At 74.2% G+C, this 23,507-nt stretch carries 21 protein-coding genes; 19 read left to right on the top strand and 2 right to left on the bottom strand.

All coding sequences use genetic code 11. The features are described from left to right. Positions 1 to 160 precede the first annotated feature (160 nt). From ACFVU7_RS12275 to ACFVU7_RS12285, 3 genes are all read left to right on the top strand, one after another. Positions 161 to 1,045, top strand: a complete 885-nt coding sequence (locus ACFVU7_RS12275) for an SAM-dependent methyltransferase (protein WP_079272094.1) — start codon at positions 161 to 163, stop codon at positions 1,043 to 1,045. Between the two features lie 146 nt (positions 1,046 to 1,191). Beyond that, entirely contained in the window at positions 1,192 to 1,746 is a 555-nt protein-coding gene (locus ACFVU7_RS12280) for a phosphohydrolase (RefSeq protein WP_049652076.1), read from the top strand. 44 nt (positions 1,747 to 1,790) lie between these two features. Next, positions 1,791 to 2,300: an FBP domain-containing protein gene (locus tag ACFVU7_RS12285; RefSeq protein WP_049652075.1), complete on the top strand. Its 510-nt coding sequence runs from the start codon at positions 1,791 to 1,793 to the stop codon at positions 2,298 to 2,300. 14 nt (positions 2,301 to 2,314) lie between these two features. Here ACFVU7_RS12285 and ACFVU7_RS12290 read toward each other — a convergent pair whose 3' ends face one another. Together ACFVU7_RS12290 and ACFVU7_RS12295 are read right to left on the bottom strand one after the other, a co-directional pair. Further along, on the bottom strand, positions 2,315 to 2,689 hold the full coding sequence (locus ACFVU7_RS12290) for an RNA-binding S4 domain-containing protein (RefSeq protein WP_074002351.1): 375 nt from the start codon (positions 2,687 to 2,689) through the stop codon (positions 2,315 to 2,317). A gap of 9 nt (positions 2,690 to 2,698) precedes the next feature. After that, complete coding sequence (locus ACFVU7_RS12295) at positions 2,699 to 3,121, bottom strand: VOC family protein (RefSeq protein WP_074002352.1); 423 nt, start codon at positions 3,119 to 3,121, stop codon at positions 2,699 to 2,701. A gap of 80 nt (positions 3,122 to 3,201) precedes the next feature. Here ACFVU7_RS12295 and ACFVU7_RS12300 point away from each other — a divergent pair, with 80 nt between their 5' ends. The 16 genes from ACFVU7_RS12300 to cobA all read left to right on the top strand — a co-directional run bounded on the left by ACFVU7_RS12300 (position 3,202) and on the right by cobA (position 23,491). After that, positions 3,202 to 4,413 (top strand): methyltransferase, encoded by a 1,212-nt coding sequence (locus ACFVU7_RS12300; protein ID WP_388045009.1) that lies wholly within the window; start codon positions 3,202 to 3,204, stop codon positions 4,411 to 4,413. A 94-nt stretch (positions 4,414 to 4,507) separates the two neighbouring features. Further along, complete coding sequence (gene argC / locus ACFVU7_RS12305) at positions 4,508 to 5,536, top strand: N-acetyl-gamma-glutamyl-phosphate reductase (protein ID WP_380741456.1); 1,029 nt, start codon at positions 4,508 to 4,510, stop codon at positions 5,534 to 5,536. Continuing rightward, a complete protein-coding gene (gene argJ / locus ACFVU7_RS12310) occupies positions 5,533 to 6,705 on the top strand; it encodes a bifunctional glutamate N-acetyltransferase/amino-acid acetyltransferase ArgJ (RefSeq protein WP_388045010.1) in 1,173 nt (390 codons plus the stop codon). The genes argC and argJ overlap by 4 nt, the downstream gene beginning before the upstream one ends. Before the next feature lie 142 nt (positions 6,706 to 6,847). Continuing rightward, entirely contained in the window at positions 6,848 to 7,723 is an 876-nt protein-coding gene (gene argB, locus ACFVU7_RS12315) for an acetylglutamate kinase (RefSeq protein ID WP_049652078.1), read from the top strand. Continuing rightward, the gene (locus tag ACFVU7_RS12320; RefSeq protein WP_388045011.1) at positions 7,720 to 9,006 is read left to right on the top strand and encodes an acetylornithine transaminase; all 1,287 of its coding nucleotides are present in this window, start codon (positions 7,720 to 7,722) and stop codon (positions 9,004 to 9,006) included. Before argB ends, ACFVU7_RS12320 begins: the two co-directional genes overlap by 4 nt. Before the next feature lie 23 nt (positions 9,007 to 9,029). Beyond that, on the top strand, positions 9,030 to 9,578 hold the full coding sequence (locus ACFVU7_RS12325) for an arginine repressor (protein WP_049652068.1): 549 nt from the start codon (positions 9,030 to 9,032) through the stop codon (positions 9,576 to 9,578). Between the two features lie 116 nt (positions 9,579 to 9,694). Further along, positions 9,695 to 11,119, top strand: coding sequence for an argininosuccinate lyase (gene argH / locus ACFVU7_RS12330; protein WP_388045012.1), 1,425 nt, complete (start codon positions 9,695 to 9,697; stop codon positions 11,117 to 11,119). Positions 11,120 to 11,283: 164 nt separating this feature from the next. Continuing rightward, the gene (locus tag ACFVU7_RS12335; protein ID WP_053112078.1) at positions 11,284 to 11,541 is read left to right on the top strand and encodes a sigma-70 family RNA polymerase sigma factor; all 258 of its coding nucleotides are present in this window, start codon (positions 11,284 to 11,286) and stop codon (positions 11,539 to 11,541) included. A gap of 206 nt (positions 11,542 to 11,747) precedes the next feature. Then, a complete protein-coding gene (locus tag ACFVU7_RS12340; RefSeq protein ID WP_049652066.1) occupies positions 11,748 to 12,248 on the top strand; it encodes a GNAT family N-acetyltransferase in 501 nt (166 codons plus the stop codon). A gap of 550 nt (positions 12,249 to 12,798) precedes the next feature. Further along, on the top strand, positions 12,799 to 13,824 hold the full coding sequence (locus ACFVU7_RS12345; protein WP_049652065.1) for a methionine ABC transporter ATP-binding protein: 1,026 nt from the start codon (positions 12,799 to 12,801) through the stop codon (positions 13,822 to 13,824). Then, complete coding sequence (locus ACFVU7_RS12350; RefSeq protein WP_049652064.1) at positions 13,821 to 14,549, top strand: methionine ABC transporter permease; 729 nt, start codon at positions 13,821 to 13,823, stop codon at positions 14,547 to 14,549. The genes ACFVU7_RS12345 and ACFVU7_RS12350 overlap by 4 nt, the downstream gene beginning before the upstream one ends. Before the next feature lie 57 nt (positions 14,550 to 14,606). Then, positions 14,607 to 15,434 carry a MetQ/NlpA family ABC transporter substrate-binding protein gene (locus ACFVU7_RS12355; RefSeq protein WP_074002360.1) on the top strand — a complete coding sequence of 276 codons (828 nt, stop codon included), beginning with the start codon at positions 14,607 to 14,609 and terminating at the stop codon, positions 15,432 to 15,434. A 200-nt stretch (positions 15,435 to 15,634) separates the two neighbouring features. Beyond that, on the top strand, positions 15,635 to 16,270 hold the full coding sequence (locus tag ACFVU7_RS12360) for a GNAT family N-acetyltransferase (RefSeq protein ID WP_049652062.1): 636 nt from the start codon (positions 15,635 to 15,637) through the stop codon (positions 16,268 to 16,270). 137 nt (positions 16,271 to 16,407) lie between these two features. Beyond that, positions 16,408 to 17,664, top strand: a complete 1,257-nt coding sequence (gene cbiE, locus ACFVU7_RS12365; RefSeq protein WP_107418731.1) for a precorrin-6y C5,15-methyltransferase (decarboxylating) subunit CbiE — start codon at positions 16,408 to 16,410, stop codon at positions 17,662 to 17,664. Positions 17,665 to 18,158: 494 nt separating this feature from the next. Next, positions 18,159 to 22,136 (top strand): nicotinate-nucleotide--dimethylbenzimidazole phosphoribosyltransferase, encoded by a 3,978-nt coding sequence (gene cobT, locus ACFVU7_RS12370; RefSeq protein ID WP_388045013.1) that lies wholly within the window; start codon positions 18,159 to 18,161, stop codon positions 22,134 to 22,136. A 107-nt stretch (positions 22,137 to 22,243) separates the two neighbouring features. Beyond that, positions 22,244 to 23,491, top strand: a complete 1,248-nt coding sequence (gene cobA, locus ACFVU7_RS12375; protein ID WP_380779124.1) for a uroporphyrinogen-III C-methyltransferase — start codon at positions 22,244 to 22,246, stop codon at positions 23,489 to 23,491. The last annotated feature ends 16 nt before the right edge of the window (positions 23,492 to 23,507 follow it).

Consider the following 23,507-nt stretch of genomic DNA (forward strand, 5'->3'; position numbering starts at 1 on the left):
TCCGGACCCTTCTTGACGTGCACACACTCCGTCACCGGGTGTTGCGTAAACCTGAACTCCCGCTGTTTCCACGGCGTGTCCTTGGATACGATCACCGCGCACCGCGTGTGGACGGGCGGTGGCCGAACTCTTCCGGCATGGCGCATTGGGGGCGGACAGGATGTACGAGGACAGCGCGGCGACCGGCCGGAGCACGGACACCGAGTGGGACTGGGGCAGGACCGGCGACTGGCAGCCGCCGAGCGAGCTGGACACCGGCGTCCCGCACACCGCCCGGATGTACGACTACTACCTCGGAGGCAAGGACAACTTCGAGGCCGACCGCAAGGCCGCCCAGGCCGCGATAGCCGCCTACCCCGCGCTGCCGCTGCTGGCCCGCACCAACCGGCAGTTCCTCGGCCGCGCGGTGGAGTACGTGGCCGGCCGGGGCGTGCGCCAGTTCGTCGACATCGGCACCGGCATCCCGGCGGTCGGCTCCACCAGCGAGGTCGCCCAGCGGGTCGCCCCGGACGCCCGGGTGGTGTACGTGGACAACGACCCGATCGTCGCCACCCACGCCCGCGCCCTGCTGGCCGGCCACCCCGCCGGGCACACCTCGGTGATCGAGGCCGACCTGCGCGACCCGGCCACGATCCTCGGCCACCCCGGGCTGGCCGGCGCCGTCGACCTCTCCCAGCCGGTCGCGCTGATGCTGGTCGCCGTCCTGCACTTCATCCGCGACGAGGAGGGCGCCCAGCAGATCGTCCGCACCCTGCGCGACGCGCTCGCCCCCGGCAGCGCGCTGATCCTCTCCCACGGCAGCCCCGACTTCGCCTCCCGCGAGAGCGCCGCCGAGGGCACCCGCATCTACCGCAGCGCCAGCGCCCCGCTCGTGCTGCGCCCGCGCTCCGGCGTCGAGCCCTTCTTCGGCGACTTCGACTTCGTCGGCCCCGGGCTCGTCCAGCTCCCGCTCTGGCGCCCCGTCGCGGGCCACGTGCCGACCTCCGAACTCCCCGAGGGCTGGCAGGACGTCTCCGCGTACGCCGGCGTCGCCTTCAAGCGGTAGTCGTCCGCTTGGAACGGCAGCCGTCCGCCTCGAACGGCAGCCGTTCGCGCGCCCGGTCCCGGCGCCTCCCTCCTACGCCGGGACCGGACCGTCGAAGGCTACGGAACCCCACTGACAACCCCTCACCCCCGCGGCTACCCTGCGGCGTGACCACCACCGCCCTGCCGCCGCTGCCCGCCGACGTCGCCGAACTGCTGCGGGCCGTCGACGCCCCGCCCCGCCTGGTCGCCCACCTCGCGCTGGTGCACCGGGTCGCCGAGGAGATCGCCGGGTTCTGCGCCCGCGAAGGCCTGGCCTTCGACCGCGCGGCCGTCCTCTACGGCGCCGCCACCCACGACATCGGCAAGACCGTCCACCCTGAGGAGCTCTCCGCCCCCGGCTCCCGGCACGAGCCCGCCGGGCACGCCCTGCTGCTCGCCCACGGCGTCCCCGAGCACCTCGCCCGCTTCGCCCGCACCCACGCCAGCTGGGACGAGCCCGGCACCACCGTCGAGGACCTGCTGGTCGGCCTGGCCGACAAGGCCTGGAAGAACAAGCGGGTCCAGGACCTGGAGGACCTGGTCGTCGACCGCCTCGCCGCCGCCGGCGGGAAGGAGCGCTGGGAGGCCTTCCTCGCCCTGGACGACCTGCTCACCCGGATCGGCGAGGACGCCCCGCGCCGGCTCGCCGTCCAGGCCGCCCACCCGGTACGGACCGGGTGAAAACGGCGCGACAGGCCCGGCCGGCCGGTGTTAGCGTCCGCGGCATGGAACCCCTGAGCGAGAACGAGATCCGCGCGTCCTTCGTCAACTGCTCCAAGGGCGAGGCCCGCCGGCTCCACCTGCCCCGGGGTCTGGCCGAACTGCCCTGGGAGCAGCTGGACTTCCTCGGCTGGCGGGACCAGGGCGCGCCCGACCGGGCGTACCTGGTGGCGCCGTACGAGGGCGAGCCGGTCGGCGTGACGCTGCGCTCCTCGGTGATCCGGCGCAGCCTGACCAAGACCAACGTGTGCTCGCTGTGCATCACCGCGCACGCCGGGTCGGGGGTCGCGCTGCTCGCCGCCCGCCGGGCCGGGGCGGCCGGGCGCGAGGGCAACACGGTCGGCACGTACATCTGCGCCGACCTGGCCTGCTCGCTCTACGTGCGCGGGCTGAAGAAGTCCACGCTGGTCACCCGGCCCGACGAGTCGCTGCCGCTGGAGCTGCAGATCGACCGTACGGTGGGCAACCTCGGCGGCTTCCTCGCCAAGGTGCTCGCCACCGCGGACGTCGCGTAGCGGCTCCGCGCCGCTCAGTGCCCGCGCAACTGGTCCAGGTCGCGGCGCTCCCGCTTGGTCGGCCGCCCGGCCCCGCGGTCCCGCGTCCCGGCCGCCGCGACGAACTCGCGCGGCGGCCGCGGCGGGCTGTTGTCGACCAGGCACTCCGCCGCGACGACGGCGCCGACCCGCTTGCGGATCAGCTTGCTCACCACCACGACCCGTTCGTGGCCCTCCTCGCGGAGCCGCACCTCGTCCCCGGGCTTCAGCGTCTGGGCGGGCTTGGCCCGCTCGCCGTTCACCCGGACGTGCCCGGCCCGGCAGGCGGCCGCCGCCAGCGCCCGCGTCTTGACCAGCCGGACCGACCAGATCCAGCTGTCCACCCGCACGCTTCCCTCGTGTTCAGCCATCCTGGGAGCCTACCCAAGGACGGCCTGCCCGCCCGCGGGCGGCGCCTCCTGGATCGCCCAGCCGTTCCCGTCCGGGTCGTTGAAGAACAGGAAGTTGTTCCACGCCTCGCCGTGCCCGTCCACCCGGGCCCCGGCCACGAAGTGCTGGACCGGGCTGACCTGCACACCGCGGGCCACCAGTTCGGCGTGCGCCTTCTCGATGTCCGGCACCACCAGCTGGAGTCCCTTGACCGATCCGGGCGGCGAGTCGATCACCCCCTTGCCCACCACGATGGAGCAGGCCGAACCCGGGGGCGTCAGCTGGATCACCCGGATCCCGTCCCGCAACAGGGTGTCGTGGTCGACGGTGAACCCGGCCTGCTCCTCGTAGAAGAGCTTCGAGCGGTCCACGTCGGAGACCGGGACCACCACGACTTCGAGTTTCCACTCCATCGCCCTCACCTCTCTCGGCCGGGCCCTTCCAGTATCCGTCCGTAACCGCCCCCCGGGCCGTCGGATAGCCTGAGAACACGATGAATCCCCAGACCACGCCCGCCGCGACCCCGCCGGACACCTCCTTCACCACCCCGTGGGGCGCCTTCGCGCTCACCCGCTTCCCCGAGGACCCGCGCGAGCGGCTGCGGGCCTGGGACGCCGCCGACGAGTACCTGCTGCGCCACCTCGCGGGCGAGGCCGACAGTGCGGACGGCACCGCGACGGAGCTGGCCGGCCGGACGGTCGCCGTCCTCGGCGACCGCTGGGGCGCGCTGACCACCGCGCTCGCCGAGTACCGGCCGGTCCAGATCACCGACTCCCACCTCGGCCGGCAGGCCACCCTGGCCAACCTGGCCCGGGCCGGCGCCGCCGTCGACGAGTCCCGGCTGCTCACCACCCGTGACACCCCGCCGGAGCGGATCGACGTGCTGCTGGTGCGCGTGCCCAAGAGCCTGGCCCTGCTGGAGGACCAGCTGCACCGGCTCGCCCCCGCCGTCCACGAGGGCACCGTGGTGATCGGCACCGGCATGGTCACCGAGATCCACACCTCCACGCTCCGGCTCTTCGAGCGGATCCTCGGCCCGACCCGCACCTCGCTGGCCGCCCGCAAGGCCCGGCTGGTCTTCTGCACCCCGGACCGGGCGCTGGACCCCGGCCCCAACCCGTGGCCGCACCGCTACGCGCTGCCGCAGGACATCGGCCCCGCCTCCGGCCGTACGGTCGTCAACCACGCGGGCACCTTCTGCGCCGACCGGCTCGACATCGGCACCCGCTTCCTCCTCGCCCACCTGCCCGTCCCCGCCCCCGGCGCCCGGGTGGTGGACCTCGGCTGCGGCAACGGCGTGGTCGGTACGGCCGCCGCGCTGGCCGGGCCCGGCGCGGAGCTGGTGTTCGTGGACGAGTCGCACCAGGCGGTGGCCTCCGCCGAGGAGACCTTCCGCGCCAACCTGGGCCCGGACGCCCCGGCCGAGTTCCTGGCCGCCGACGCCCTGGCCCGGGACGTGGTCGCCCCCGGTTCGGTGGACCTGGTGCTCAACAACCCGCCGTTCCACTCCCACCAGGCCACCACCGACGCCACCGCCTGGCGGATGTTCACCGGCGCCAAGCGGGCGCTGCGCCCCGGGGGCGAGCTCTGGGTGGTCGGCAACCGCCACCTCGGCTACCACGTCAAGCTGCGCCGCCTCTTCGGCAACTGCCAACTCGTCGCCGGGAACCCCAAGTTCGTGGTGCTGCGGGCCGTCAAGCGCTGACCCGGGCACCCCGCCCCGGCGGGGGTCCGGCGCAACCTCCTTGCATGAATTTTCCGTCACGCGTATATTCATGCCAAGACTAAGGAGGAACGCCATGGCATTGCGAGTCGCCGTCGCCGGCGCGAGCGGTTACGCGGGCGGCGAGGTGCTGCGCCTGCTGCTCGGCCACCCGGAGATGGAGATCGGGGCGCTGACCGGCGGCTCGAACGCGGGCACCAGGCTGGGCCAGCTCCAGCCGCACCTCCGCCCGCTCGCCGACCGCGTCCTCGAAGCCACCACCCCCGAGGTGCTGGCCGACCACGACGTGGTGTTCCTGGCCCTGCCGCACGGTCAGTCCGCCGCCGTCGCCGAGGAGCTCGGCCCGAACGTCCTGGTGATCGACTGCGGCGCCGACTTCCGGCTCAAGGCCGCCGCCGACTGGGAGCAGTTCTACGGCACCGCGCACGCCGGCACCTGGCCCTACGGCCTGCCCGAACTCCCCGGCCACCGCGCCGCGTTGAAGGGCAGCAACCGGATCGCCGTACCCGGCTGCTACCCGACGGCCGTCTCCCTGGCGCTGTTCCCCGCCTACGCCGCGCAGCTCGCCGAACCGGAGGCCGTGGTGGTCGCCGCCTCCGGCACCTCCGGCGCCGGCAAGGCCGCCAAGCCGCACCTGCTGGGCAGCGAGGTGATGGGCAGCGTCAGCCCGTACGGCGTCGGCGGCGTCCACCGGCACACCCCGGAGATGGCGCAGAACCTCTCCCCGGTCGCGGGCGAGCCGGTCACCGTCTCCTTCACCCCCACCCTCGTCCCGATGCCGCGCGGCATCCTCGCCACCTGCTCGGCCAAGGCCAGGCCCGGGGTGACGGCCCGGAGCCTGCGCGCCGCCTACACCGAGGCGTTCGCGGACGAGCCCTTCGTCCACCTGCTGCCCGAGGGGCAGTGGCCGCAGACCAGCAGCGTCTACGGCGCCAACACCGCCCTGGTCCAGGTCGCCCTGGACGCCGCCGCCGGGCGGATCATCGCGATCAGCGCGATCGACAACCTGGTCAAGGGCACCGCCGGCGGCGCGGTGCAGAGCATGAACATCGCCCTGGGCCTGCCCGAGGAGCTCGGCCTGCCCGTGAACGGAGTCGCACCGTGAGCAAGAGCACCGACGTCGGAGTGACCGCCGCCAAGGGCTTCCGGGCCGCCGGTGTGACCGCCGGCATCAAGGCCTCCGGCACCCCCGACCTCGCCCTGGTGGTCAACGACGGCCCCTCGCTCGCCGCGGCCGGCGTCTTCACCGCCAACCGGGTCAAGGCCGCGCCGGTGCTCTGGTCCGAGCAGGTCCTCAAGGGCGGCCAGGTCTCCGCCGTCGTCCTCAACTCCGGTGGCGCCAACGCCTGCACCGGCCCGCTCGGCTTCCAGGACACCCACGCCACCGCGGAGAAGGCCGCCGCGGAGCTGGGCCTCAACGCGGGCGAGGTCGCCGTCGCCTCCACCGGCCTGATCGGCGTCCGGCTGCCGATGGACCTCCTGCTGCCCGGCGTCGCCCTGGCCGTCGGCGCGCTCGGCGAGGACGGCGGCGAGGCCGCCGCGATCGCCATCAAGACCACCGACACCGTGCACAAGACCGCCCAGTACACCAGCCCGGCCGGCTGGACGGTCGGCGGCATGGCCAAGGGCGCGGGCATGCTCGCCCCGAGCCTCGCCACCATGCTGGTCGTCCTCACCACCGACGCCGACCTGGACAGCGCCGCCCTGGGCGACGCGCTGCGCGGCGCCACCCGCACCACCTTCGACCGGATCGACTCCGACGGCTGCATGTCGACCAACGACACCGTGCTGCTGCTCGCCTCCGCCGCCTCCGGCACCGTCCCGGACCGGGCCGAGTTCGCCGAGGCCGTCCGCACGGTCAGCGCCGACCTGGCCCGCCAGCTGATCGGCGACGCCGAGGGCGCGAGCAAGGAGATCCGGATCGACGTCACCGGCGCCGCCACCGAGGACGACGCGGTCGAGGTCGCCCGGACGATCAGCCGCAACAACCTGCTCAAGTGCGCCATCCACGGCGAGGACCCCAACTGGGGCCGGGTGCTGGCCGCGATCGGCACCACCTCCGCCGCCTTCGACCCGGACGGGCTGGACGTCGCCATCAACGGCGTCTGGGTCTGCAAGTCCGGCGGCGTCGGCGAGGACCGCGACCTGGTCGACATGAAGGGCCGCGAGGTCGTCATCACCGCGAACCTCAACGCCGGTACGGCGGGCGCCACGCTGTGGACCAACGACCTGACGGCCGACTACGTCCACGAGAACAGCGCCTACTCGACCTGATCCGCGCCGCTCCACCCGAGCCCGCCTGATCCGCGACATCCCCCCGGCCCGCGGCCGGGGGGACCCCCATCGACGAGGGAAACCCGTGCAGATCGCACCCAAGGGCGAACAGGCCCGCAACAACACCGCGTTGCCCAAGGCCATGACGCTGATCGAGGCGCTGCCGTGGCTGGAGCGCTTCCACGGCAAGACCGTCGTGATCAAGTTCGGCGGCAACGCCATGGTGGACGACAGCCTCAAGTCCGCCTTCGCCCAGGACGTCGTCTTCCTGCGCTACGCCGGGCTGCACCCCGTCGTGGTGCACGGCGGCGGCCCCCAGATCAGTGCCCAACTCGACCGGCTGGGCCTGGAGTCGAGCTTCACCAACGGCCTGCGGGTCACCACCCCGGAGACCATGGACGTGGTCCGGATGGTGCTGGCCGGCCAGGTGCAGCGCGAGCTGGTCGGCCTGCTCAACGAGCACGGCCCGTTCGCGGTCGGCATGACCGGCGAGGACGCCCACACCATGACGGCGGTCAAGCGCTACGCCGTGGTGGACGGCGAGCAGGTCGACATCGGCCTGGTCGGCGACATCGTCAACATCGAGGCCGGCGCCGTGAAGGCGATGATCGCCGACGGCCGCATCCCGGTCATCTCCTCGATCGCCCGCGGCACCGACGGCCACGTCTACAACATCAACGCCGACACCGCCGCCTCCGCCCTCGCGGTCGCGCTCGGCGCCGAGATGCTCGTCGTCCTCACCGACGTCGAGGGCCTCTACAAGGACTGGCCGGAATCCGACGACGTGATCAGCCAGCTCAGCGCGAGCGAGCTGGAGGAGCTGCTGCCCGAGCTGGCCAGCGGCATGCTCCCCAAGATGGAGGGCTGCCTGCGGGCCGTCCGCTCCGGCGTGGGCACCGCCCGCGTCCTGGACGGCCGGGTCCAGCACAGCCTGCTGCTGGAGATCTTCACCGACGAGGGCATCGGCACGATGGTCGTGCCGGACGACGAAACGACCGTGACCGGGGGACTGGCATGAGCGGCACGACTGGCACCGACAGCACGACCGGCGCGACAGGTACGACGGGTACGACGGGTACGACGGGTACGACGGGTACGACCCACAACGAGCAGCTCGCCGAGCGCTGGCAGCACGCCTTCACCGACAACTACGGCACCCCCCGCATCCCGCTGGTGCGCGGCGAGGGCAGCAAGCTCTGGGACGCCGACGGCAAGGAGTACACCGACCTGCTCGGCGGCATCGCCGTCAACGCCCTCGGCACCGCCCACCCGGCCGTCGTCGAGGCGGTGAGCCGGCAGATCGCCACCCTGGGCCACGTCTCCAACCTCTTCATGGCCGAGCCCACCATCGCGCTCGCCGAGCGGCTGCTGGAGCTGGACGGCCGCCCGGGCGGCCGGGTGTTCTTCTGCAACTCCGGCGCCGAGGCCAACGAGGCCGCCTTCAAGATCAGCCGGCGGACCGGCCGCACCCACCTGGTCGCCCTCCAGGGCGCCTTCCACGGCCGCACCATGGGCGCCCTCGCGCTCACCGGCCAGCCCGCCAAGCAGGACCCGTTCCGCCCGCTGCCCGGCGACGTCACCCACGTCCCGCTCGGCGACGTCGAGGCGCTGCGCGCGGCCGTCACCACCGAGACGGCCGCCGTCTTCCTGGAGCCCGTCCAGGGCGAGAACGGCGCGATCCCGCTGCCCGAGGGCTACCTGAAGGCGGCCCGCGAGATCACCCGGGCCACCGGCACCCTGCTGGTGCTGGACGAGATCCAGACCGGCGTCGGCCGCACCGGGCACTGGTTCGCCCACCAGGCGGACGAGGGCGTGGAGCCGGACGTGGTCACCCTGGCCAAGGCGCTCGGCGGCGGCCTGCCGATGGGCGCGGTGCTCGCCTTCGGGCCGGCCGCCGAGCTGCTCACCCCGGGCCAGCACGGCACCACCTTCGGCGGCAACCCGGTGGCCGCCGCGGCCGGGCTCGCGGTGCTGGACACCATCGAGTCCGAGGGCCTGCTGGAGCATGTCCGCAAGCTCGGCGAGCGGCTGCGGCAGGGCGTCGAGGCGCTCGGCGACCCGCTGGTCTCGCACGTGCGCGGGGCGGGCCTGCTGCTCGGCATCGTGCTCACCGAGCCGGTCTCGGCGCAGGTCCAGGCGGCCGCGCAGGAGGCGGGCTTCCTGGTCAACGCGGCCGTCCCGGACGCCGTCCGGCTGGCCCCGCCGCTGGTGCTGACCGAGCAGGAGGCGGACGCCTTCCTGGCCGCGCTGCCGGGCATCCTCCGGACGGTGCGCGAGGGCGCCCCGGCCGATGCGAATTGACCGTCGTCCGGGAGAATAATCACATGACCGCTTCCCACTCCGGCCCGTCCGCCGCAGGCCCGACGCCGCAGGTCCCGCAGACCCGCACCGCGCGCCACCGGCGGATCGTGGACCTGCTCACCCGCCAGCCCGTGCGTTCGCAGAGCCAGCTCGCCAAGCTGCTCGCCGACGACGGACTCGTGGTCACCCAGGCCACCCTCTCCCGGGACCTGGACGAGCTGGGCGCGGTCAAGATCCGCAACCGGGACGGCGCGCTGATCTACGCCGTCCCGGCCGAGGGCGGCGACCGCACGCCGCGCGCGCCGATGGGGGAGTCGGCCAGCGAGGGCCGGATGGCCCGGCTGGCCGGCGAGCTCATGGTCTCCGCGACGGCCTCCGGCAACCTGGTGGTGCTGCGCACCCCGCCGGGCGCCGCCCAGTTCCTGGCTTCGGCGATCGACCAGGCCGAGGTGTTCGAGATCATCGGCACCATCGCTGGCGACGACACCGTCCTGCTGATCAGCCGGGACCCGGCCGGCGGGCAGGCGCTCGCCGACCACCTCATGCAACTCGCCCAGGCGAAGGCGCAGTAGCACCTCGAACGCGCGAAACCCCGGCCGACGGAGACCGTCCGGCCGGGGTTTTGTGTTTCATACGGCGTCGTGCATACTTATGCCACCCACTGCACATGCATGAAGGAGCCACCGCGATGACCGCCGAGCAGTCCTCCGACGTCCGCCTCTGGGGTGCGCGCTTCGCCGACGGCCCGTCCGAGGCGCTGGCCAGGCTCTCGGCCTCGGTCCACTTCGACTGGCGCCTCGCGCCGTACGACATCGCCGGCTCCAAGGCCCACGCCCGGGTCCTGCACAAGGCCGGCCTGCTCTCCGAGGCGGAGCTGGCCGGCATGCTGGCCGGCCTGGACGAGCTGCTCGCCGACGTCGAGGCGGGCACCTTCACCGGCACCGTCGCCGACGAGGACGTGCACACCGCCCTGGAGCGCGGCCTGCTGGAGTGCCTCGGCCCCGACCTCGGCGGCAAGCTGCGGGCCGGACGCTCGCGCAACGACCAGATCGCCACCCTGTTCCGGATGTACCTGCGGGACCACGCGAAGACCATCGGCGGCCTGCTGCTCGACCTCCAGCAGGCCCTGGTCGGCCTCGCCGAGGCGCACCCGGACACCGCGATGCCCGGCCGCACCCACCTCCAGCACGCCCAGCCGGTGCTCTTCGCCCACCACGTCCTCGCGCACGTGCAGGCCCTCGGCCGGGACGCCGAGCGGCTGCGCCAGTGGGACGCCCGCACCGCCGTCTCGCCGTACGGCTCCGGCGCGCTGGCCGGCTCCTCGCTCGGCCTCGACCCGCAGGCCGTCGCCGCCGACCTCGGCTTCGAGGGCGGCTCGGTCGGCAACTCCATCGACGGCACCGCCTCGCGCGACTTCGTCGCCGAGTTCGCCTTCGTGACCGCGATGATCGGCATCAACCTCTCCCGGATCGCGGAGGAGGTGATCATCTGGAACACCAAGGAGTTCGGCTTCATCACGCTGCACGACGCCTTCTCCACCGGCTCCTCGATCATGCCGCAGAAGAAGAACCCGGACATCGCCGAGCTCGCCCGGGGCAAGTCCGGCCGGCTGATCGGCAACCTGACCGGCCTGCTGGCCACCCTCAAGGCGCTGCCGCTCGCCTACAACCGGGACCTCCAGGAGGACAAGGAGCCGGTCTTCGACTCCTGCGACACGCTGGAGGTGCTGCTGCCCGCGTTCACCGGGATGATGGCCACCCTCACCGTGCACCGGGAGCGGCTGGAGGAGCTGGCCCCGGCCGGCTTCTCGCTCGCCACCGACATCGCCGAGTGGCTGGTCAAGCAGGGCGTGCCGTTCCGGGTCGCGCACGAGGTGGCCGGCGCCTGCGTCAAGGTCTGCGAGGCCGAGGGCATCGAGCTGTCCGACCTGACGGACGAGCAGTTCGCCGCGATCTCCGGGCACCTGACGCCCGAGGTGCGCTCGGTGCTCAGCGTCCACGGTGCCATCGCCTCCCGCGACGGGCGCGGCGGAACGGCCCCCTCGGCGGTCGCGGTCCAGCTCGCCGAGGTGAAGGCGGACCTGGCGCGGCAGCAGGAGTGGGCGCGGGGCTGATCCCGGACGGCGGGGCCGGTCCCGGACGAGGGGCCGGACCCCCGCGACGGGGCCGATCCCCGGCGCGACGGGGGAGGGGCGCGGCGGTCCGACCGGCGCGCCCCTCCCGCGTCCGTGCCCCGGCCCGGGCGTAACCGGCCCCGCCCCGGGCCGTCATGCACGGTGTGTGCACCGCCCTCCCCTTCGCCCCCTCCGCCGAGGACGTCTACCTCGACGAGTGTCGCCGCCGCGCGGTCCGCGAGACCGTCGCCGCCCTGCCCGGCCGCTGTCCGCAGCTGATGGCCGCGCTCGCCGAGGATCCGCCGCCCACCTACCGTGAGCTCTCCGAGCGGCTCGGCATGCCGCGCGGCTCGATCGGCCCCACCCGCTCCCGCTGCCTGGCCTGCCTGCGGATGCTGCTCCACACCGAGCGCTACCCCTGAGCGCAAGCCCGTGCGACCGAGCGGAACGTGTGCGGCACGGGAGGTGACCCTCCTCACGTCCGCCCCCGCGAAGGTTGAGGGAAGCTGACACCCGGGTAGAGCGCTGGCGAACGCAGCCCTTGACGGTGGCGCGATCACTCGGATACTGAGCGTGAGCGCGCCTACCCTCCGCGCGCCGCGCACGACGACTGGGGAGGCCCCTCCACATGGGCATGAGCGTGATCATCTCGGCCGCGGAGGCCGAGGACGCGGAGCAGATCCTCAAGCTCCAGTACCTCGGCTACCAGCCCGAGGCCGAGCTGTACGGCGACTGGGCGATCGAGCCCCTGACGCAGAGCCTGGAGAGCCTGCGCGCCGAACTGTCCGAGCAGCACTTCCTGGTCGCCCGGCTGGGCGACGAGGTGGTCGGCACCGTCCGCGGCCACGTCGGCGCCGACGGCGTCGGCCGGATAGGGCGCCTGGTGGTCCATCCGCGGATGCAGCGCCACGGCCTCGGCGGCCGACTGCTGGACGCGCTGGAGCGCCGCCTGGCCCAGGACGGCCGGGTGAGCGCCTACCGGCTGTTCACCGGCCACCGCAGCCTGGGCAACCTGCGGCTGTACGCTCGGCAGGGGTACCGTCAGACCCGGGTCGAGCAGGTCAGCACCCGGCTGAGCTTCGTCCACCTGGAGAAGGCGGCCGCCGAGCCGCTCGCCGCGACGGCCTGAGCCCGCCGCTCCCGCGCTTTCCCGGCGCCGCCACCATCCGGACCACCGGTGGCGGCGCCGAGCCGTATCCGCGCTGGTCAACGGGGGTGAGTGTCCGCAATGCGGACAGCTTCGGGAAACAATTGGGCAGGAATCAACCCATCTGTTTTACTGGCTCACATGACTGCGACGACGAACTGGACCCCCACCGGCACCCTGCCGGCAGGTGAGCGTGCCATGTGTCGTCGAATGTGTCACTGCTGAGGGCCACCGCCCCCGGCGCCCCGCTGAGGGCGCCTCCTCCTCGCGCCCCGAAGCGAGACTCCGGCGCCGCTCCCGCCCGTGTGAGCGCGCCCCTCCTCCCGGACCCCTCCCTTTGCCGTGCCCGCCGACCCGCGGGCCCGGGTGACTCGTTAGGGCCACGCCGTCGCGCGGCCCGGCCGTCCAGCGGCCACGATCAAGGGGCGGCAGGTCCGGACCCTCCCGGCGCAGCGCCGTAACGCCGCCGCCGGCCGCAAGCCGGTCGGGCGGTCGGACCACGCCGCCCGCCCCCGACCCACGGAAAGCCGCTGTGATCACCACCACGGACCTGACGAAGGTCTACCGTTCCCGAGGCCGCGAGGTGACCGCCCTCGCCGGTGTCGACCTGCACGTCCGCCCGGGCGAGGTCTACGGAGTCGTCGGCACCAGCGGTGCCGGCAAGTCCACCCTCATCCGCTGCGTGAACATGCTGGAGCGCCCGACCTCCGGCACGGTCACCGTGGACGGGGTCGAGCTGACCGCGCTGTCCGGCGGCGAGAACCGGGCCGGCCGCGAACTGCGCGAGGCCCGCCGCCGGATCGGCATGGTCTTCCAGCACTTCAACCTGCTCTCCTCGCGGACGGTGCAGCAGAACGTCGAGCTCCCGCTGGAGATCGTCGGCCTGGACCGCACCGAGCGCCGCCGCAAGGCCGCCGAGCTGCTGGAGCTGGTCGGCCTCGGCGACAAGGCCCGCAGCTACCCCAACCAGCTCTCCGGCGGCCAGAAGCAGCGCGTCGGCATCGCCCGCGCACTGGCCGGCGACCCGAAGGTGCTGCTCTCCGACGAGGCCACCTCGGCGCTCGACCCGGAGACCACCCGCTCGATCCTCAAGCTGCTGCGCGACCTCAACCAGCAGCTGGGCCTCACCGTCCTGCTGATCACCCACGAGATGGACGTCATCAAGTCCGTCTGCGACTCCGCCGCCCTGATGCGCGGCGGCCGGGTGGTGGAGTCCGGCGAGCTGACCGACCTGCTGGCCAAGCCCGGCTCGGAGCTGGCCCGCGAGCTCTTCCCGCTCAGCGAGTTCGGCACCGGCCACCCCGGCTCGACCGTGCTGGAGATCACCTTCCAGGGCGACAGCTCGGCCCAGCCGTTCGTCTCCCAGCTCGCCCGCACGTACCAGATCGACATCAACATCCTCGGCGCCGCGGTGGAGACCATCGCCGGCCGGATGGTCGGCCGGATGCGGGTCGAGCTGCCGGGCGGCCACCAGGACAACGTGGTGCCGATCGGCTACCTGCGCGAGCAGGGCCTGCAGGTGGACGTGCTCGGTACGGCGAACGGAGCGGTGGCATGACCTGGGACCAGATGTGGGAGCTGATGTGGCCCGCCACCCAGGAGACCTTCCAGATGGTCGGGGTGTCCGCGCTCGTCACCGTGCTGCTCGGCCTGCCGCTGGGCGTGCTCCTGGTGCTCACCGACAAGGGCGGCCTGCTGGCCAACCGGGCCGTCAACAAGGCCATCGGCTTCGTCGTGAACATCGCCCGTTCGGTGCCGTTCATCATCCTGATGATCGCGCTGATCTCCTTCACCCGCTGGCTGGTCGGCACCTCCATCGGCTGGCAGGCGGCGACCGTGCCGCTGACCATCGGCGCCATCCCGTTCTTCGCCCGCCTGGTCGAGACCTCCGTCCGCGAGGTCGACAAGGGGCTGGTCGAGGCGGTCCAGTCGATGGGCGGCAGCACCTGGACGATCGTCCGCAAGACCCTGCTGCCCGAGGCCCTGCCCGGCATCGTGGCCTCGGTCACCACCACGGTCATCACCCTGGTCAGCTACTCCGCGATGGCCGGCACCGTCGGCGGCGGCGGCCTCGGCACCCTCGCCGTCAACTACGGCTACCAGCGCTTCGAGACCGCCTTCATGTGGGTCATCGTGGCCGAGCTGGTGATCATCGTCACCGCCGTCCAGCTGATCGGCGACTTCGCCGTCCGGCGGCTCTCCCACCGCGGCCGCACCGGCGGCCGGACGCGGCTGCTCGGCCGCACCCCGGCGGCTCCCGACAAGGACCTCGCCGCCTCCTAGACCTCCCTCGTCCGACCCCGGACGCGGCTCCCCGTTCCACGCAGAAAGGCACTTTTCGTGCGCAACGCCCTGAAGTTCACCAGCATCCTCGCCACCGCCGGCGTCGCCCTCTCGCTCGCCGCCTGCGGCAGCTCGGGCTCCTCCTCTTCCTCGGACGCGAACGCGCCGCTGAAGGTCGTGGCCAGCCCCACCCCGCACGGCCAGATCCTGAAGTACGTCAAGGACAACCTCGCGGAGAAGGCGGGCCTCAAGCTCGACATCAAGGAGGTCACCGACTACGTGACCCCCAACACGGCGGTGCAGGACGGTTCGGCCGACGCCAACTACTTCCAGCACGTCCCGTACCTGGAGGACTTCAACAAGAAGCACGGCACGAACATCGTGTCGGTCGAGCCCGTGCACCTGGAGCCGCTGGGCCTCTACTCCAAGAAGGTCAAGGCGATCGGCGACCTCGCGGACGGCGCCACCATCGGCCTGCCGAACGACGCCACCAACGAGGGCCGGGCGCTCAAGCTGCTCGCCGACAACAAGCTGATCACCCTCAAGGACGGCGTCACCACCACCGCCACCCCGGCGGACGTGACCGGCAACCCGAAGAACTTCAAGTGGAAGGAGCTGGAGGCCGCCCAGCTGCCCCGCTCCGTCGCCGACCTCGACGCCGCCGTCATCAACGGCAACTACGCGATCGACTCGGGCCTGAAGCCGGCCACCGACGCCCTGGTGCTGGAGAAGGCCGAGGGCAACCCGTACGCCAACATCCTCGCCGTCAAGAAGGGCAAGGAGAACGACCCGCGGGTCAAGAAGCTGGCCGAGCTGCTGCACTCCGACGAGGTCAAGAAGTACATCGACGACACCTTCCAGGGCTCGGTCATCCCGGCCTTCTGATCGTCGTACGGTCATACCTCGTAACGCCCGACCGGGCCCCCCACCGCACCGCGACGGGGGCCCGGTCGGGCAGTATGCAGCAGGGACACTCCGACCGACCGCGTTCTGACGTACCGTCGTGCGGGCAGCGCACCGCGTGGCACCCGGGGCACGCCGGAGGCGTACGGTGTTGTGTTCACGACCCGGCGAGGAGAGACGGCATGGCAGCGAGCTTCCCCGAGACCGCCATCAGCACCGAACGGCTGCTGCTGCGACCCCTTGCGGAGGACGACGCCCCCGGCCTGGCCACGATGATGGCCGACGACCTCGTGCTCGCCTGGACGGACCTGCCGCACCCCTTCACCGAGGAGTACGCGGCCGAACTCGCCCGCACCCTCGCCCCCGCCCACCGGGCCGCCGGCCGCGGCATCGTCTTCGCCGTCACCGAGCACCTCACCCAGCGCCTGGTCGGCCTGGTCGAGCTGCGCAACACCGACTGGCGGCTGCGCAGCACCGAGATCTCCTACGTCACCGCCGTCTGGGCGCGCGGCGAGGGCTACGCCCCGGAGGCCGTCCTCGGCGTCGCCCAGTGGCTGTTCGAGGACCGCGGCTTCCTGCGCCTGGAACTGCGCACCGCCGCCGGCAACACCGCCGCCCAGCAGGTCGCCCAGAAGATCGGCGGCATCAGCGAGGGCGTGCTGCGCAGCGCCTGGATAGTCCGCGGGGAGTCCGGCGAGGTGCTTCAGGACAGCCGCAGCGACCTCATCCTGTGGAGCCTGCTCCCGGAGGACCTGGAGTCCCCCGAGCTGCACCGCGAGGGCTGGCACGGCGACCACCGCTACGTGCTGCGCGACTGAGACACGCCGCCTGTTCACCCGGCGCGGACATGTGTGCGAGATGTCGGGCTCCGGCCGACCGCACCCGGTAGCCTCTGGACCGGTGCCGCACGACGGCGGATCGAGTGGCGCACCGAGTCGAGGGAGAACGGCCGCAGATGGCTGACCGGATCACGGTCATCGGGTGGGACGGCACACCGCTGACCGAGGCCGCCGGCGCGGCCCTGGCCGCGGCGACCCTGGTCGCCGGCGCCCCCTACCAACTGAACGCCCTCCCGGTGCCGGAGGCCGCCGAACGGATCGCCCTCGGCAACGTCCGGCAGGCCGCCCGCAGGATCGCCGAGCACCGCGGCGCCGCCGTCGTGGTCGCCGAGGGCGACCCGGGGTTCTTCGGGGTGGTGCGCACCCTGCGCCGCCCCGAGTACGGCCTCGAACTGGAGGTGCTGCCCGCCGTCTCCTCGGTGGCCGCCGCCTTCGCCCGGGCCGGCATGCCCTGGGAGGACGCCCAGGTGGTCAGCGCGCACGGCGGACGGCTGCGCCGCGCGGCCAACATCTGCCGGGCCCACCCCAAGGTCGCGGTGCTCACCGCGCCGGGCGCCGGGCCCGCCGAACTCGCCCTGATGCTGCGCGGGGTGCACCGGACCTTCGTGGTCTGCGAGGCCCTCGGCACCCCCGACGAGGACGTCACCGTCCTCACCTCCGACCGGATCGCCGACCACGTGTGGCGCGACCCCAACGTGGTGCTGGTGATCGGCGGCGGCGCCCGGACGGGGGCGGTGGACGAGGCGGCCGGCTGGCTCGCCGGGCGCCCGGTCGGCTACCCCGGCGTGGAACGCGGCTGGGCGCTCCCCGGTGACGCCTACGCGGGCGCCGGGCGCACGGAAGGCGAGCCGGGCGCACCGGAGGCGCTCCCCGCCCACGTGCGCGCCCTGGTGCTGGCCCGGCTCGGCGCCCGCCCCGGGGACCTGGTCTGGTCGGTCGGCGCCGGCAGCGGCGCCCTCGCGGTGGAGGCGGCCCGGTTCGGCGCCGCCGTCGTCGCGGTCGAGGGCTCCCGCTCGGCCTGCGCCCGGCTGACCGTCAACGCCCGCCGCTACGGCGTCGAGGTGGAGGCGGTGTACGGGAGCGGCCCCGAGGTGCTGGGCGGCCTGCCGGAACCGGACGCGGCGGTGGTGGAGTCCGGCGGCCTCGACGTGGTGCGCGCGGTGCTGGCCCGCCGGCCCGAACGGTTCGTCGCGCTGCCCCGGACCCTCACCGAGGCCGAGGAGGTCCACCGGGCGATCGCCGGGGCCGGCTACCGGGCGGACGGCGCGCTGCTCCAGGCGAGCCCGTTGCGGCCGGTGGGGGAGGGCGACGGGCTGGCGCTGGGAGCGGGCGGAACCGGCGCGCTGGTCCTCTGGGGTGAGCAGATCGTGTGAAGGCCGTGGGCCCGTCCGGGGCCCGCGCCGGGATCGTCCGGTGGCGCCGACGGTGATCCAGGTCGCATCCGGACACCGATTCGAGAGGTGACCGCGCGGTGCCGGTAGTGTGACGTCCTGGGCGACTGCAAGGGTAGGCGACCCACCCGATTCAGTCGGTTTGTCACCTTTTTGACGCGGTGCAATCCGGTTCCGCTCGAAGTGTGGGCAATTCGACGGGCCTCGTGCCGGACCTGGAGAATGCCGTAGGGTCCGGTGCGGTCGTGCCGGTTGCTCCGGGTTGTCGTTGTTTCAGACGATGCGCCGCCCCCTACGGGCGGTGCGCCGGACCGGGGTGCCGCAGCGCGCCGGATGGACTTGGGCCGCAGCGCCACGGCGCGGCGGCCGCGTGTGGTTAGGGGCGGGCCGGTGCTGGTTCGGCCCGTGCGGATGGGCGCTGCGATCGGTGATCGTGTCGCCGAGGGCGCGGCAGCGGCCTGGAAGGAGCTTTGACAATGACCGATGGCGGCCACGTTCCGGGCGAGGGAACGCCGGAGCACCTGCACGGCGGGCCGGGCCCGCTCGGCGGACCGGAGGGCGTCGCGGGCGTTGCACCCCTCCAGGGCGTCGCGACGGACGGCGGGGCGATCCCCAACCCGGCGGCCCCGATCGGCGGTGTCCCCGGCGCGGTGCCCCCGGGCGCGGGCGGCATCCCGCCGCAGGGCCAGTACGGCTACGGCGTTCCCGGCGTGCCGCAGCCCGGCCAGCCCGGCGAGGGCTGGGGCGTCGACCAGGGCGCCCCGCGCCCGGCCTTCCACTTCCTCGACCAGCCCGACACGCCGGACGGCCTGGACGACGAGGACGACGTGCTGCTGATGCCCGGTCCGCAGGGCTCCTGGGGCGAGCCGCTCGCGGCCGTCCCGGCCGAGCAGGTGCCGCTCGCGCCGCAGCACGACGGCACGCCGGTCGAGCCGTCCTGGCCGCCGGTGGACCCGCCGGTGCTCGGCGCCGAGCACGGCGTCCAGCAGCACCCCGTCCAGCAGCCGCAGCAGCCGATGACGCAGGCTCAGCAGCCGCGCCGGCCGCTGCACGCCGGTCCGCCGATCCCGGACCCGTCGCTGATGACCGGCCAGGTGCCGGTCCGCTCGCTGGCCGACCGCGGCCCCTCGCAGGGCGGCACGCCGGCGCACGGCATCCCGGTGGTCGGCCGCCCGCCGATGGCCGAGGCCGCGGCTCCGGCCGTCGCGCCGCAGGCCGTCCCGGCCGCTCCGGCGGCCCCGGTCGTGGAGGGGCAGCAGCTGCCGCAGGCGCAGGACTTCCCGCAGGCCCAGCAGGCTCCGCAGGCCCACGGGGCCCAGCAGGTGCCGCTGGGCGTGCCGCCGGTCGAGACCGTGCTGGCCGTCGAGACGGTCGGGGCGATCGAGGTGATCGAGGTCGTCGAGACGCCGGAGGCCGCCCAGGCCGTCCCGGCGCAGCCCGTGCAGGACGTGACGGTTCCCCAGGCCCCGCAGGCCCCTCAGGCCGCCGAGGCCGTGGAGACCGCCGTCGCGGCCGCGCCGCAGGCCCCCGTGGCCGAGCCGGCTCCGGCCGAGGCCGCCCAGCCGGTGGCCGAGGCGGCCGACGCACCCGTCGCCGAGCCCGTGGCCGCCGAGACCGCCGTCGCTCCCGCCGCTCCTGAGGCCGTCGCCGCCGAGGGCGCTGCCGCCGACGGCGCCGCCGTGCTGGCCGAGCAGCCCGAGGCCGCGGCCCCGGCCGGTCAGCCGCGCCGGATCTCCGCCTTCCTCGCCGCACCCACCCCGCACGGCCTGCCCAAGGTCGGGGCGGCCGGGCAGGCTCCGGTCGTCGAGGAGACGGCCCCGCAGCAGCCCGCGCCCATAGCGGCCGCCGACGCGCCGCAGGCCGTCGAGGTCGTCGAGGCTGCTCACGTCGCCGAGGCCGTGGCGGGCGCCGAGTCCGCCCCGGTCGCCGAAGCCGCCGAGGTCGCCGAGGCCGCGCAGCAGGCCGAGGTTCCGGCCGAGGCTGTGTCGGAGGCCGTCGCCGAGCCGGTGGCGGAGACCGCCGCGGGCACCGGTGAGATGCCCTCCGGCCAGGCCGTCACCGAGCCCGCGGCCGAGGGCGAGCAGCCGCAGCAGCAGGCCGAGGTCCCGGCCGAGGCCGTCGCCGAGCCGGTCGCGGAGCAGTCCGTGGAGGCGCCGGCGGAGGCCGACGCCGCCGCAGCTGTCGAGCCGGCCGCCGAGGCTCCGGTCGAGGCCGCCCCCGGGGCGGAGGCGGAGCAGCCCGCCGAAGCCGTGGAGGAGCCCGCCGCCGAGGCCGCCGAGGTTGCCGCGCCCGCCGAGGCCGTCGCCGATCAGCCCGTCGCCGATCAGCCCGTCGCCGCCGCTCCGGAGTCCGAGGCCCTCGCGGAGCCGGCCGCCGAGCAGGTGCAGGCCCCGGCCGAGCCCGAGGCCGCCGCTGAGCAGCCCGTCGCCGTCGAGGAGCCCGCCGCCGAGGCGGAGCCCGTCCAGGAGCAGGCCGCCGAGGCCGCCGCCGAAGCCGCCGAGCAGCCCCAGGCCGAGCAGCCCGCCGCCGGGACCGTCGAGTCCGGCGAGGTCGCCGAGGTCGCCGAAGCCGGCGAGGCCACGGAGCCCGCCGAAGCCGCCGAGGCCACCGAGGAGCAGCCCGTGGCCGAGGAGCAGCCCGCCGCCGAGGCCGCCGAGGAGCAGCCGGAGCCGCAGCCCGAGGAGCCCGCCGAGCCGCGCGGCCCGGCCGCCCCCGGCTACGACGAGGCCGGCCGCGAGGCCGTCCACCAGGTGATCCGCGAGCGCCGCGACGTACGCAACGGCTTCCGCCCGGACCCGATCCCGCACGAGGTGCTGATCCGCGTCCTGGAGGCCGCCCACACCGCGCCCAGCGTCGGCTACTCGCAGCCCTGGGACTTCGTGGTGATCCGCTCGGCGAAGACCCGCAGGCGGATGCACGCCCTGGCCGAGCGCCAGCGCGAGGCGTTCGCGGACTCGCTGCCCAAGGGCCGGGCCAAGCAGTTCAAGGAAATCAAGATCGAGGCCATCCTCGACACCCCGGTCAACATCGTGGTGACCGCCGACCGCACCCGCGGCGGCCGGCACACCCTGGGCCGGCACACCCAGCCGCAGATGGCCCCGTACTCGGCCGCCCTGGCCGTCGAGAACCTCTGGCTGGCCGCCCGCGCCGAGGGCCTGGGCGTCGGCTGGGTGAGCTTCTTCGACGACGAGGAGCTGGTCCGCGAGCTCGGCCTGCCCGAGCACCTGGAGGTCGTCGCCTACCTGTGCGTCGGCTTCGTCGACGAGTTCCCGGACGAGCCCGAGCTGGAGCAGCAGGGCTGGGCCAAGAAGCGCCCGCTGTCCTGGGTCGTCCACGAGGAGCAGTACGGCAACCGCGCGCTGCCCGGCGAGGAGCCGCAGAGCCTGCTCGCCGACACCCTGCGCGGCATCCGCCCGCTGGACGCCAAGGCGCTCGGCGAGGCCTGGGACCGGCAGAAGCGGATGACCAAGCCGGCCGGCTCGCTCGGCATGCTGGAGATCATCTCCGCCCAGCTGTGCGGCCTGTCCCGCAAGTGCCCGCCGCCGCTCCCGGAGCCCGCCTGCGTGGCGATCTTCGCCGGCGACCACGGCGTGCACGCCCAGGGCGTCAGCCCCTGGCCGCAGGAGGTGACCGCCCAGATGGTCGGCAACTTCCTGGCCGGCGGAGCGGTGATCAACTCCTTCGCCAAGCAGATCGGCACCGAGGTCTGCGTCGTCGACGTCGGCGTCGCCGCCGAACTGCCGGACGCCGTCCAGCAGGGCCGCGCCACCGGCCTGCTGCCGCGCAAGGTCCGCCCCGGCACCGCCGACATGACCCAGGGCCCGGCGATGACCCGCGAGGAGGCCCTCAAGGCCATCGAGGTCGGCATCGAGACCGCCCGCGACCTGGTCGCGGCGGGCAACAAGGCACTGGTCACCGGCGACATGGGGATCGCCAACACCACCGCCTCGGCCGCCCTGATCTCGGTGTTCACCGGCCTCGACCCGGCCGAGGTCACCGGCCGCGGCACCGGCATCGACGACGAGACCCACGCCCGCAAGGTCGAGGTCATCCGCGCCGCGCTGGCCCTGCACCAGCCCGACCCGAGCGACCCGATCGGCGTCCTCGCCGCCGTCGGCGGCCTGGAGCACGCCGCCCTGGCCGGCTTCCTGCTGGGCGCCGCCTCGCTGCGCACCCCGGTGATCCTGGACGGCGTCATCGCCGGTTCCGCCGCGCTGGCCGCCAAGGCCATCGCCCCCGAGGTGCTGGCCGCCTGCATCGCCGGCCACCGCTCCGCCGAGCCCGGCCACCAGGCCGCGCTGGCGAAGCTCGGCCTGCGCCCGCTGATCGACCTGGACCTGCGGCTGGGCGAGGGCACCGGTGCCCTGCTGGCCCTGCCGCTGGTGCAGAGCGCGGCCCGGGCGATGCACGATGTAGCGACCTTCGACTCCGCCGGGGTCACCGAGAAGGCCTGACGCACCCCGTCACCGCTCCGCGGACCGGCCCGAGGGCGCGCCGGACCGCGGAGCGGTGACGTGCCGTACCGTCCCCACACCCTCATCCCCGATCAGGAGCACCGCCGATGACCGCGCCCACCCCGCACCCGAGCACCGAGGGCCGTACCCCCTACCCGGTGGGCCTGCTGCTGGCCGGCCGCCGCGTCGTCGTGGTCGGCGGCGGCCAGGTCGCCCAGCGGCGGCTGCCCGCCCTGATCGCCTCCGGCGCCGACCTGCACCTGGTGGCGCCCGCCACCACCCCGGCCGTCCAGGCCATGGCCGACGCCGGCGAGCTCACCTGGCACGCCCGCCCGTACCGGGACGGCGACCTCGCCGACACCTGGTACGCCCTGGTGGCCACCGACGACCCGGCCGTCAACGCGGCGGTCAGCGCCGAGGCCGAGCGCGAGCGGGTGTTCTGCTCCCGCAGCGACGACGCCGCCGCGGCCACCGCCTGGACCCCGGCCAGCGGCCGCGACGCGGGCGCCACCGTGGCCGTCCTCACCGGCGACCCGCGCCACTCCGCCGCCCTGCGCGACGCCATCGTGGACGGCCTGCGGGACGGCTCGCTGGCCGCCCGTCAGTACCGGTCGCACGGGGCCGGCGTGGCCCTGGTCGGCGGCGGCCCCGGCGACCCGGACCTGATCACCGTGCGCGGCCGCCGGCTGCTCGCCGACGCCGACGTGGTCGTCACCGACCGCCTCGCCCCGCGCGAGCTGCTCGCCGAACTGCCCGAGCACGTCGAGGTGATCGACGCCTCCAAGATCCCTTACGGCCGGTTCATGGCCCAGGAGGCGATCAACCGCACCCTGGTCGAGCACGCCAAGGCCGGCAAGTTCGTGGTCCGGCTCAAGGGCGGCGACCCGTACGTCTTCGGCCGCGGCGGCGAGGAGCTGCTGGCCTGCGCGGAGGCCGGGCTGCCGGTCACTGTGGTGCCCGGGATCTCCAGCTCGATCAGCGTCCCCGCCGCGGCCGGCGTGCCCGTCACCCACCGCGGCATGACCCACGAGTTCACCGTCATCTCCGGCCACGTCGGCCCGGACGACGAGCGCTCGCTCACCAACTGGGAGGCCGCCGCGCGGATGAGCGGCACCCTGGTGCTGCTGATGGCCGTGGACAAGATCGGCGCGATCGCCGCCCGGCTGGTCGAGTACGGCCGGCCGGCGGACACCCCGGTCGCGATCGTCCAGGAGGGCACCACCGCCGCCCAGCGCCGGGTGGACGCCACCCTCGGAACCGTCGCCGCGGTGGTCGAGGCCGAGGGGGTCAAGCCCCCGGCGGTCATCGTCATCGGCGACGTCGTCAACGTGCTGGCGGCCGCCTTCCAGCGGTAGGCCCGCGGGGGAGTGG

Origin of the sequence: Kitasatospora sp. NPDC058046 (assembly GCF_042885595.1) — a bacterium.
GTDB lineage: Bacteria > Actinomycetota > Actinomycetes > Streptomycetales > Streptomycetaceae > Kitasatospora.

Excerpts from the sequence above, each read along its gene's own strand:
- ACFVU7_RS12275 (WP_079272094.1), top strand. The coding sequence starts at position 161 with ATGTACGAGGACAGCGCGGCGACCGGCCGGAGCACGGACACCGAGTGG.
- ACFVU7_RS12285 (WP_049652075.1), top strand. The coding sequence starts at position 1,791 with ATGGAACCCCTGAGCGAGAACGAGATCCGCGCGTCCTTCGTCAACTGC.
- ACFVU7_RS12290 (WP_074002351.1), bottom strand. The coding sequence starts at position 2,689 with ATGGCTGAACACGAGGGAAGCGTGCGGGTGGACAGCTGGATCTGGTCG.
- ACFVU7_RS12295 (WP_074002352.1), bottom strand. The coding sequence starts at position 3,121 with ATGGAGTGGAAACTCGAAGTCGTGGTGGTCCCGGTCTCCGACGTGGAC.
- ACFVU7_RS12300 (WP_388045009.1), top strand. The coding sequence starts at position 3,202 with ATGAATCCCCAGACCACGCCCGCCGCGACCCCGCCGGACACCTCCTTC.
- argC (WP_380741456.1), top strand. The coding sequence starts at position 4,508 with ATGGCATTGCGAGTCGCCGTCGCCGGCGCGAGCGGTTACGCGGGCGGC.
- argB (WP_049652078.1), top strand. The coding sequence starts at position 6,848 with ATGACGCTGATCGAGGCGCTGCCGTGGCTGGAGCGCTTCCACGGCAAG.
- ACFVU7_RS12320 (WP_388045011.1), top strand. The coding sequence starts at position 7,720 with ATGAGCGGCACGACTGGCACCGACAGCACGACCGGCGCGACAGGTACG.
- ACFVU7_RS12325 (WP_049652068.1), top strand. The coding sequence starts at position 9,030 with ATGACCGCTTCCCACTCCGGCCCGTCCGCCGCAGGCCCGACGCCGCAG.
- argH (WP_388045012.1), top strand. The coding sequence starts at position 9,695 with ATGACCGCCGAGCAGTCCTCCGACGTCCGCCTCTGGGGTGCGCGCTTC.
- ACFVU7_RS12340 (WP_049652066.1), top strand. The coding sequence starts at position 11,748 with ATGGGCATGAGCGTGATCATCTCGGCCGCGGAGGCCGAGGACGCGGAG.
- ACFVU7_RS12350 (WP_049652064.1), top strand. The coding sequence starts at position 13,821 with ATGACCTGGGACCAGATGTGGGAGCTGATGTGGCCCGCCACCCAGGAG.
- ACFVU7_RS12360 (WP_049652062.1), top strand. The coding sequence starts at position 15,635 with ATGGCAGCGAGCTTCCCCGAGACCGCCATCAGCACCGAACGGCTGCTG.
- cbiE (WP_107418731.1), top strand. The coding sequence starts at position 16,408 with ATGGCTGACCGGATCACGGTCATCGGGTGGGACGGCACACCGCTGACC.
- cobT (WP_388045013.1), top strand. The coding sequence starts at position 18,159 with ATGACCGATGGCGGCCACGTTCCGGGCGAGGGAACGCCGGAGCACCTG.
- cobA (WP_380779124.1), top strand. The coding sequence starts at position 22,244 with ATGACCGCGCCCACCCCGCACCCGAGCACCGAGGGCCGTACCCCCTAC.